Source organism: Candidatus Nomurabacteria bacterium (genome assembly GCA_020847275.1).
Taxonomy (GTDB): Bacteria; Patescibacteriota; Minisyncoccia; order Phycocordibacterales; family JACOZG01; genus JADLCI01.
Window position 1 is genome coordinate 1 of sequence record JADLCI010000005.1, and the last position, 7,375, is coordinate 7,375.

At 47.4% G+C, this 7,375-nt stretch carries 14 protein-coding genes; 1 reads left to right on the forward strand and 13 read right to left on the reverse strand.

The genetic code is table 11. From position 1 onward, the window contains the following. Positions 1-74 precede the first annotated feature (74 nt). The 13 genes from rplE to IT398_00965 all read right to left on the reverse strand — a co-directional run bounded on the left by rplE (position 75) and on the right by IT398_00965 (position 6,766). Entirely contained in the window at positions 75-623 is a 549-nt protein-coding gene (gene rplE, locus IT398_00905; GenBank protein MCC6290615.1) for a 50S ribosomal protein L5, read from the reverse strand. A gap of 8 nt (positions 624-631) precedes the next feature. Next, entirely contained in the window at positions 632-850 is a 219-nt protein-coding gene (locus IT398_00910) for a 50S ribosomal protein L24 (protein ID MCC6290616.1), read from the reverse strand. 9 nt (positions 851-859) lie between these two features. Next, the gene (rplN, locus tag IT398_00915; GenBank protein ID MCC6290617.1) at positions 860-1,231 is read right to left on the reverse strand and encodes a 50S ribosomal protein L14; all 372 of its coding nucleotides are present in this window, start codon (positions 1,229-1,231) and stop codon (positions 860-862) included. Positions 1,232-1,239: 8 nt separating this feature from the next. Further along, positions 1,240-1,491: a 30S ribosomal protein S17 gene (rpsQ, locus tag IT398_00920; protein ID MCC6290618.1), complete on the reverse strand. Its 252-nt coding sequence runs from the start codon at positions 1,489-1,491 to the stop codon at positions 1,240-1,242. Between the two features lie 4 nt (positions 1,492-1,495). Continuing rightward, positions 1,496-1,666 carry a 50S ribosomal protein L29 gene (rpmC, locus tag IT398_00925; protein ID MCC6290619.1) on the reverse strand — a complete coding sequence of 57 codons (171 nt, stop codon included), beginning with the start codon at positions 1,664-1,666 and terminating at the stop codon, positions 1,496-1,498. A gap of 19 nt (positions 1,667-1,685) precedes the next feature. Further along, a complete protein-coding gene (rplP, locus tag IT398_00930) occupies positions 1,686-2,108 on the reverse strand; it encodes a 50S ribosomal protein L16 (protein MCC6290620.1) in 423 nt (140 codons plus the stop codon). Positions 2,109-2,113: 5 nt separating this feature from the next. Next, complete coding sequence (rpsC, locus tag IT398_00935) at positions 2,114-2,779, reverse strand: 30S ribosomal protein S3 (protein MCC6290621.1); 666 nt, start codon at positions 2,777-2,779, stop codon at positions 2,114-2,116. 4 nt (positions 2,780-2,783) lie between these two features. After that, entirely contained in the window at positions 2,784-3,107 is a 324-nt protein-coding gene (gene rplV, locus IT398_00940; GenBank protein MCC6290622.1) for a 50S ribosomal protein L22, read from the reverse strand. Positions 3,108-3,126: 19 nt separating this feature from the next. Further along, positions 3,127-3,471 (reverse strand): 30S ribosomal protein S19, encoded by a 345-nt coding sequence (rpsS, locus tag IT398_00945; protein MCC6290623.1) that lies wholly within the window; start codon positions 3,469-3,471, stop codon positions 3,127-3,129. Positions 3,472-3,600: 129 nt separating this feature from the next. After that, complete coding sequence (locus IT398_00950) at positions 3,601-4,074, reverse strand: hypothetical protein (GenBank protein ID MCC6290624.1); 474 nt, start codon at positions 4,072-4,074, stop codon at positions 3,601-3,603. Positions 4,075-4,163: 89 nt separating this feature from the next. Next, positions 4,164-5,366, reverse strand: coding sequence for a putative glycoside hydrolase (locus tag IT398_00955; GenBank protein ID MCC6290625.1), 1,203 nt, complete (start codon positions 5,364-5,366; stop codon positions 4,164-4,166). Continuing rightward, positions 5,335-5,544, reverse strand: coding sequence for a hypothetical protein (locus IT398_00960; GenBank protein ID MCC6290626.1), 210 nt, complete (start codon positions 5,542-5,544; stop codon positions 5,335-5,337). Before IT398_00960 ends, IT398_00955 begins: the two co-directional genes overlap by 32 nt. 13 nt (positions 5,545-5,557) lie before the next feature. After that, on the reverse strand, positions 5,558-6,766 hold the full coding sequence (locus tag IT398_00965) for a UDP-N-acetylmuramate--L-alanine ligase (GenBank protein ID MCC6290627.1): 1,209 nt from the start codon (positions 6,764-6,766) through the stop codon (positions 5,558-5,560). An 83-nt stretch (positions 6,767-6,849) separates the two neighbouring features. Here IT398_00965 and IT398_00970 point away from each other — a divergent pair, with 83 nt between their 5' ends. Further along, positions 6,850-7,137 carry a hypothetical protein gene (locus IT398_00970; protein MCC6290628.1) on the forward strand — a complete coding sequence of 96 codons (288 nt, stop codon included), beginning with the start codon at positions 6,850-6,852 and terminating at the stop codon, positions 7,135-7,137. The last annotated feature ends 238 nt before the right edge of the window (positions 7,138-7,375 follow it).

Genomic DNA, 7,375 nt, shown 5'->3' on the forward strand with positions numbered 1-7,375 from the left:
AATCAATTATCCAACTCTATTATACACGAGTCATTCTAGACTTGTCAAGACCCAGAAGCTCACCGTTTACCGCCCTATTTTGAGACCGCTTTCTTGAAAGGGAAACCAATCGTTCGGAAAAGAGCTAAGGCTTGATCACGACTCTTCGCTTTTACATTCAAAGTAATTGCAAACCCGAAAACGTCCTTCAATTCTTCGTCAGCTGTTTCAGGGAAAATGGTGTGTTCGCGAAGTCCGAGAGTAAGACTCCCCTTCTCATCCACGGAAGTCTCGGAGAAACCACGGAAGTCTCGGATACGCGGAATCGCCACATTGATTAACTTCTCAAGAAAGCTCCACATCCGATCTCCACGGAGAGTAACTGCATAGCCGACGATATCACCTTGGCGGGATTTGAAAGAAGCAATCGACTTCTTGGCGCCACGTGGTGCCGCCTTCTGGCCTGTGACTCGAGCGAGACGATCGGCAATCATATCCAAACGTTTCTGATCCTTTATCTTCCCCACGCCCGTAGAAAGCATAATTTTCTCAAGCGAAGGAAGGGCGAGCATGTTCTTCAGACCCAATTCTTTGGCAAGAGTGGGTGCTGATTCCAAGAATTTTTCTTTAATCGTTTTAGACATAAGCTATTCTAGCCAACTTTCTTAACATTAGAAGCATGAACTGGCGCAGCCACACTAACTACCTGTCCCTTCTGACCTTCCTTCGTGGGACGACGGCGACGTTTCATCAGATTCAAGCCCTCCACAATCACACGATTCTCGCGTGGTAGAGATTTGATAATCTTACCCTCCTTTCCCTTATCCTTGCCGGTGATAATGCGCACCGTGTCGCCCTTTTTTACTTTCATATTTTTTGGTTAAACAATTTCTGGCGCCAGTGACACAATTTTCTGATAACCTTTCTCGGCAATCTCGCGCGGGATAGGACCGAAAATGCGTCCACCCCGTGGTTCTGGTTTATCTTTCTCCAGAATCACCACGGCATTATCGTCGAAACGGATATAAGAACCATCGGCACGACGAAAAGCTTTGGCCTGACGAACCACCACCGCCTGGCAAACTTCTTTCTTTTTCACCGCTTTCTTCGGCTCAGCGACCTGAATAGAGATAACTACCAGTTCGCCAAGCTCGGCGTAACGTTTCTTAGAGCCACCCAACACCTTGAAAACACGCCCGATCTTAGCACCGGTATTGTCAGCAATCTTCACAATGGAGCGTGGTTGAATCATGTCTTAATTTAGGATTTGTTTACAAGGGTAAACGACTTCCGGCGTGAAAGCGGTCTCGTCTCCTGAATTTCCACCTTGTCACCCTCACGAACCTTACCCTCCTCGTCGTGGGCGAGATAGCGCTTGGTTCGCAAAAGATACTTCTTATACTTCGGGTGTTTCTCGTAAGTCTTCACTGCGACCACAATGGTCTTCTGCATCTTCGTAGAAGTAACGATACCCTGAAAAATTTTCGGCTTGGTTGTTGTTGGTGTAGTCATAAAACTATTTTGTCGCATTGGCCGCCGTGAGAAGGCGTGCAATCTCGTGGCGAGTTTTCTTGGCCACCTTAACATCCTTTGACTTCCCCATACTTCCACCAAAACGAACTTGACGCAAATTTTCCTTTTGCTCAATTACCTTCTCTTGCCAATTGTTATTATTTGTCTTTGCCATAGTGTATGGTTCTCTTAAACTAGGTCAGCCGAGTTACCAGTCTGGTCTTGAGTGGTAATTTTGCTCCAGCCTTACGCAAGGCCTGACGGGCCATTACGTCGACAACGCCGTCCAACTCAAAGATTATCCGCCCCGGCCAAACGATAAACTCATAACCCTGCGGATCACCCTTTCCCTTACCCATTCCCACTTCCGCAGGCTTCCCAGTATAGGGTTTGTCAGGAAAAATACGAATCCACATCTTACCAGTCTTCTGGATTTCGTGCATTATCGATTTACGAGCGGCCTCAATCTGATTCGCCCGCACCCTGCCGGCGGTCATCGCCTTAAGCCCATGTGAACCAAAGGCCAGTGTCACGCCACGAGTCTCCGTCCTCGGTTTATTAGGATTACGACGCATTGTATGCCACTTCCGGTGTTTTACTTTTTTAGGTAACAACATAAAAATTATTTAGCCTTTTCGGCAAAGATTTCTCCACGATAAATCCAAACCTTGATCCCCACCACACCATAAGTCATATGCGCTTTTTCCCGTGCAAAATCAATATCGGCCCGCAGTGTCTGGAGAGGTAATCGACCCTTTTTAAAAGTCTCGGTGCGGCCAATGTCGGCACCGCCCAAACGCCCAGACAATGTCACACGGACACCACCCACATCACGATTACCCATGGCCTTCTCAAGAGCCTGCTTAGCAACACGACGAAAAGGTAATCTCTTCTCTAGACCTTCGGCAATCATTTGGGCAACCAGGCGAGCGTAGGTTTCCGGATTTTTCACCTCTTCGATATCCAGGCGAAAATCTTTTGGTATCTCCGCCCCAATCCGTTCCAGAAACTTAGCCGCCTCAGCTCGCAACTTAGTTGAGCCCTCACCTGAGCGGCCAATGATCAGTCCTGGACGGGCCGTCTTAATGGTCAGGCGTAAGAAATTCTGCCCGCGCTCAATTTCAATATTGTTAACGGCAAAACCGCGCAACTTTTTTTCCAAAAATTCTCGTAGAAGCACATCCGCTTTGAGAAATTTCTGAAATTGGCCACCCGTGCCAAACCAACGTGACTGCCAGTCGCGGATAATGCCAAGTCGATGAGAATAAGGATGGACTTTGTGACTCATGTTGCTAATTCTTAATCTCCGATTTCTTAAGGGTGAGTAAAACTCGACTCGTGCGCTTATTGATTCGTGCGGCTGAACCACGAGCACGTGGACGCATTCGCTTTAGCGTAGAACCAGCGTCCACCCGAACATTGCTCACCGTAAGACCAGTAGCGCCATCAGCATTCGCTACCGCCGAACGAAGAAGTTTGGCAATTGGCTCACTCGCACGCTTGGGTAAGAACTGCAATTGCGCGAGAGCCTTTTCGACACTCTGTCCCTTAATCAAATCACCCACAAGTCGCACCTTGCGTGGTGATTGACGATAGTTGTTTAGTGCCGCTTTCATTTTTTATAAAATTATGTGTTTATTTCTTTGCGGAAGCAGCCGTTTCCTTAGCTGCCTTGGCCGCTGAAATCTCTGATTCCTTCGCCTTTTGTTCCATTTCTTTCTGGATTTTACCGCCGTGACGCAAGAACTTACGAGTTAGGGCAAATTCCCCGAGCTTATGGCCAACCATTTCTTCAACAATCAAAACTTCCACATGATCGCGTCCATTGTGTACACCGAACTTGAAACCAACCATTTCTGGCGCAATTGTGCTGGATCGAGACCAAGTTTTAATCACATCAGTAACCCCCGGCTTCTTGCCGGCAATCTTTTTCATCAACTTTGGATCCACGTAGGGACCTTTCGCAAGTGAACGTGACATAGAGTAAAGAAAAAACACCACCCGCAAGCAGGTCCGTACATACTAGCAAACAACCAAGATATGGTCAAATAAAATAAAAAGAAGCGCCGTTTCCCAAAAGGGGCGTGCGCTTCCTAAAATATCACTAACTTAATACCAGGAACGTGAAAGAGCGACGAGAATCGTGGTACCTTTCGTAAGTGAGCCCGAAAATGTCCCCAGACGAAAAGTCCGGTCCGACAGACGAGCGTAGATGAAAACACGTCGGCCAGTATTCCATTCACCGCGCCCCAGCGTGACCATTGGGAAATCAGACAAGTTTTCTCTCTCGTCGCCTTTCCCACAAAATGCGACCAGCTCCTCAGGAAAGGCCAACTCAAGACCGGTCATCCCAATCAGGGAAGTGGCGTGCTCGCAGTCCAACAATTGCTCAACCCTGACAATTCCCAACAAACTCTTACACCCACCCCCGCCGCGACAAGGAAACATTTCATCAGTAATTCTCGCGTCGACGTCGCTAAATGGCGATTCCCTCAGACACCGGCTCATTGGTTTCGAGAGATCTATGTCCATCAGAACGGTCCGACCAGTAAAAAAGATGCGTCTTTCCGTTGTTTCAACCATGAGTCTTCTCCTCTGTCGAAAAAGTTAGATATTCGATTTTCAAAGACGGCAACATACCGCCGAACGATTCTGCCCTAAAGATAGCACATTTACTCCTCTTTTGTCAATAGACTATCCTCCAGCGCCCCGCGCGTATATTTATTTGACGGATCCCAGAGAAGCCAGCTGTCCAACCCCGAATCATAGGTGGCTTGTTTTTGCTTCCTAACCATCTCCGCCGTGTAAGTTGCACCCAGATCGAAGTCCTGCAACCAGGGCCGAATTTTCTCTTTTGGTTGCCCGATTGCCACTGCCCGACGAACAGCTCCATCCAGCGCATATTTGATTACCTCATAGGGATAAGCCGCCGGATTCTTGTAGCCCAAAAAGGTTGGTGGATAGTGCGATGGGTAAATCATTGGAGCAATGTAGTCAAAGTAGGTTAGGCCATCTTCCAAAATTTGTCCGATGTTTAAATCATCAGTGTTTGTGGTGGTCATTCCGAAGAAGTCAGCCGAAAGTGGTATATCTAAATCATCTAACTGTTCTCGCAGATAAGCAAAGAACTGCTTCATGTTTTCTGATTTAGAAATTCCAAGCTTGTCGAAAAATGGGTAAGCAATATCCCGCATATTGCCGTCAGACGGGAAACGAATGTAATCAAAATTGATCTCATCGAAACCAAGTCGAGCCGACTCCCGACTAATCTCCACGGCGTAATGCCAAACTTCTCGTGACGAAGAATCAAGCCATTTTGCTCCCTTGTAATCAGCCCAAACGGCACCGTTTGACGCCTTCTTGACCGCAAGATCTGGTCTCTTCGTAGTAAGATATGGATCTTGGAAAATAGCGATCCGACCAATCACATAAATATTTTTCGAATGCAAAAAATTGATTAACTCCTTAACATCCGGGATGCGATTCTCTTGAGCACCAGTTGCAAGCAACGTAGGATTATCGGTCGGGAAAGAAATTTTCCCTGTATAATCTTTAATATCAATCACCACCGTATTGAGCTCTGTGTCATCAATAAGCTTTAGTAACCGCTCCCGGATCGATGGTGTCCCGGCAACCCAGCTCGACATATAGACACCGCGAACGGGCACCGGGGTCGGCAAGTGCGCAGGTGGCGGTGGCGGAGTAACGACCACGACCGATTCTGGAGTCTGTGATGCGCCGACACCACCATACTCGGAGGAGCCGATGGATGGTGGCAAGACAACCATTGAAACCCAGAGGCCAAGTGAACCAGCCATAAGAGTCGCAACCGTGATGAAAAACCTAGACGATCGTGGGTGACGAATTTTTTTCATTGTCTTTATTGTCGCTTGATTGGGGACCAAATTGGGCAAGCGAGAAAAGAGCGATGAAAAAACCTAACGCGATAATGAGAAATTTCGTAAGCTCTTGCGGTAAGGCAAGTAGAGGTAGAATCATCACCAAGACACCGAGCGCAAAATTGTTCCAATTCTTATTCTCTCTGTTATTCATAATTTGCCGATAATTATAACAGACGCCCCGCCAGTTCGGAAATATCCCCTGCCCCCATAGTGATAATCAAATCATCGGGTCCAGTCTTCTGTTTTAGATACGTGGCGATTTTGTCAAAGTTCTCCAGAAAACAAGTCTTGGGGAAACCGATTGCTTCAGCCAGTTTTCCGCCACTAACATCCATATCTGCCCGCTCGCGCGCCGCATAGATGGGAGACACGATTACGGCATCAGCATCAGTAAAACTTGTTGCGAAATCATTAAATAACAATTTCGTTCGGCTGTAGAGATGAGGCTGAAAGACGACAAAAATTTTTTTCTTAGCAATTTCTTTCGCCCCAGAAAGAGTCGCCCTTATCTCCGTGGGATGATGGGCATAATCGTCGTAAACCAACGCCCCATTATCCGTCTTCCCCTTATACTCAAACCGCCTCCACGAACCAGAGAAATTTTCCAGCGCCTCAATCGCCGTTAGATAATTAATCCCGAGTGCCGCGGCAGCCGATAACGCCGCTTGAGCATTATGCACATTGTGCAAACCCGGAACCTTCAATTTGAAATCCGTCTTTATCTTCGAATATTCCCTCTCTGTAATCAGGGTGCCGTCTGAAGGCAACCTCTTTGCAAATTCGGCGAAAGCAGACTTGATATCCCCCAAGTCTCGATAGTAGTCCAAGTGATCATTATCGATGTTCGTAATAATAAGAACCTTCGGCTCAAGATTGAGAAAAGATCGACGATACTCGCACGCCTCGACGATCAGCAAATCGCTTTTGCCGGGAATAAAGTTGGAACCACCATCAGTGAGAAAGCTACCGACAATCACCGTTGGATCTCGGCCCGCCGCGATACAAATCTTGGCGAGCATCGCCGTGGTCGTCGTCTTACCATGAGTCCCAGCCACCGCCACCGTGAAGTAATCTCTAGACAGTTCACCCAAAGCTTCCGGGTAACTCATAGTTTTAATCCCCAACTCTCGAGCACGCACAAGCTCTGCTTGATTTTCAGGAATTGCAATCGTGTAAATTATTAGATCAAGGTCTGGCGTAATATTTGCCGCCTTTTGTTCGAAAAAAACTTTCGCTCCTAGTTTTTCTAATTCCTCGGTTACGAGGGAATGAGCCCGATCAGAACCACTCACCCTCCAACCATCATTCAAATATTTCCGGGCCAAAGCCGAAACGCCAATGCCACCAATGCCGATACAATACAAGTGTTTCATCTTAATTTGACAATCATACCACAATTTGCTATGATAGGAACAGTGTTTGTGTACGATCTTTTCGCCTAAAGAGGAGTCTTGTTATGAGTTCGAATCGCTTACTCTTTGTAACTGTCCCCAGCCCCGACTACCCACACGATCTCCACACCTCAAATGTGCCACCACCAGGCGTTGAGCTTGATCGAAGAAGTAACACATGGCATTTCCGCGGTGGAAGTTACGACATCGGTAGTTCGGTGAGAACATCAAGTCATGGTGAGATTCTCGAGGGTCTCCTATTTGTTTATGACCCAGGAAACCCCGGGCACCGAGAAAAGCTGAGACAAATCAAGAGAGACCTCGAGAAGTGTGGCCAACTGGCAGTGGCGTGAGCAAACTCCACGACCGTAGTGAGAAATTTCTCACTACGGTCTTTTTTGTTTCTAAATATCTAAACAACACGGAAACGTGCCCTCTAGCCAATCCCAAACAAGTTACATTCTGGTGCCTCTATTGTACCAAGTTAGAACCTATTTTCAAAACAAATGATGGAGCACGCTCGACGCCGGTGGTGATGTGAACGCTTGCCGTACGCTCCGTGACGAATTCCGCCACGGCCCAGCGTCCGCT

Bases quoted from the DNA above. Each gene is read 5' to 3' on its own strand.
- IT398_00955 (MCC6290625.1), bottom strand. From the start codon at position 5,366: ATGAAAAAAATTCGTCACCCACGATCGTCTAGGTTTTTCATCACGGTT.
- rplN (MCC6290617.1), bottom strand. From the start codon at position 1,231: ATGATTCAACCACGCTCCATTGTGAAGATTGCTGACAATACCGGTGCT.
- rpmC (MCC6290619.1), bottom strand. From the start codon at position 1,666: ATGGCAAAGACAAATAATAACAATTGGCAAGAGAAGGTAATTGAGCAA.
- IT398_00950 (MCC6290624.1), bottom strand. From the start codon at position 4,074: ATGGTTGAAACAACGGAAAGACGCATCTTTTTTACTGGTCGGACCGTT.
- IT398_00965 (MCC6290627.1), bottom strand. From the start codon at position 6,766: ATGAAACACTTGTATTGTATCGGCATTGGTGGCATTGGCGTTTCGGCT.
- IT398_00960 (MCC6290626.1), bottom strand. From the start codon at position 5,544: ATGAATAACAGAGAGAATAAGAATTGGAACAATTTTGCGCTCGGTGTC.
- rplV (MCC6290622.1), bottom strand. From the start codon at position 3,107: ATGAAAGCGGCACTAAACAACTATCGTCAATCACCACGCAAGGTGCGA.
- IT398_00970 (MCC6290628.1), top strand. From the start codon at position 6,850: ATGAGTTCGAATCGCTTACTCTTTGTAACTGTCCCCAGCCCCGACTAC.
- rpsC (MCC6290621.1), bottom strand. From the start codon at position 2,779: ATGAGTCACAAAGTCCATCCTTATTCTCATCGACTTGGCATTATCCGC.
- rplP (MCC6290620.1), bottom strand. From the start codon at position 2,108: ATGTTGTTACCTAAAAAAGTAAAACACCGGAAGTGGCATACAATGCGT.
- IT398_00910 (MCC6290616.1), bottom strand. From the start codon at position 850: ATGAAAGTAAAAAAGGGCGACACGGTGCGCATTATCACCGGCAAGGAT.
- rpsQ (MCC6290618.1), bottom strand. From the start codon at position 1,491: ATGACTACACCAACAACAACCAAGCCGAAAATTTTTCAGGGTATCGTT.
- rplE (MCC6290615.1), bottom strand. From the start codon at position 623: ATGTCTAAAACGATTAAAGAAAAATTCTTGGAATCAGCACCCACTCTT.
- rpsS (MCC6290623.1), bottom strand. From the start codon at position 3,471: ATGTCACGTTCACTTGCGAAAGGTCCCTACGTGGATCCAAAGTTGATG.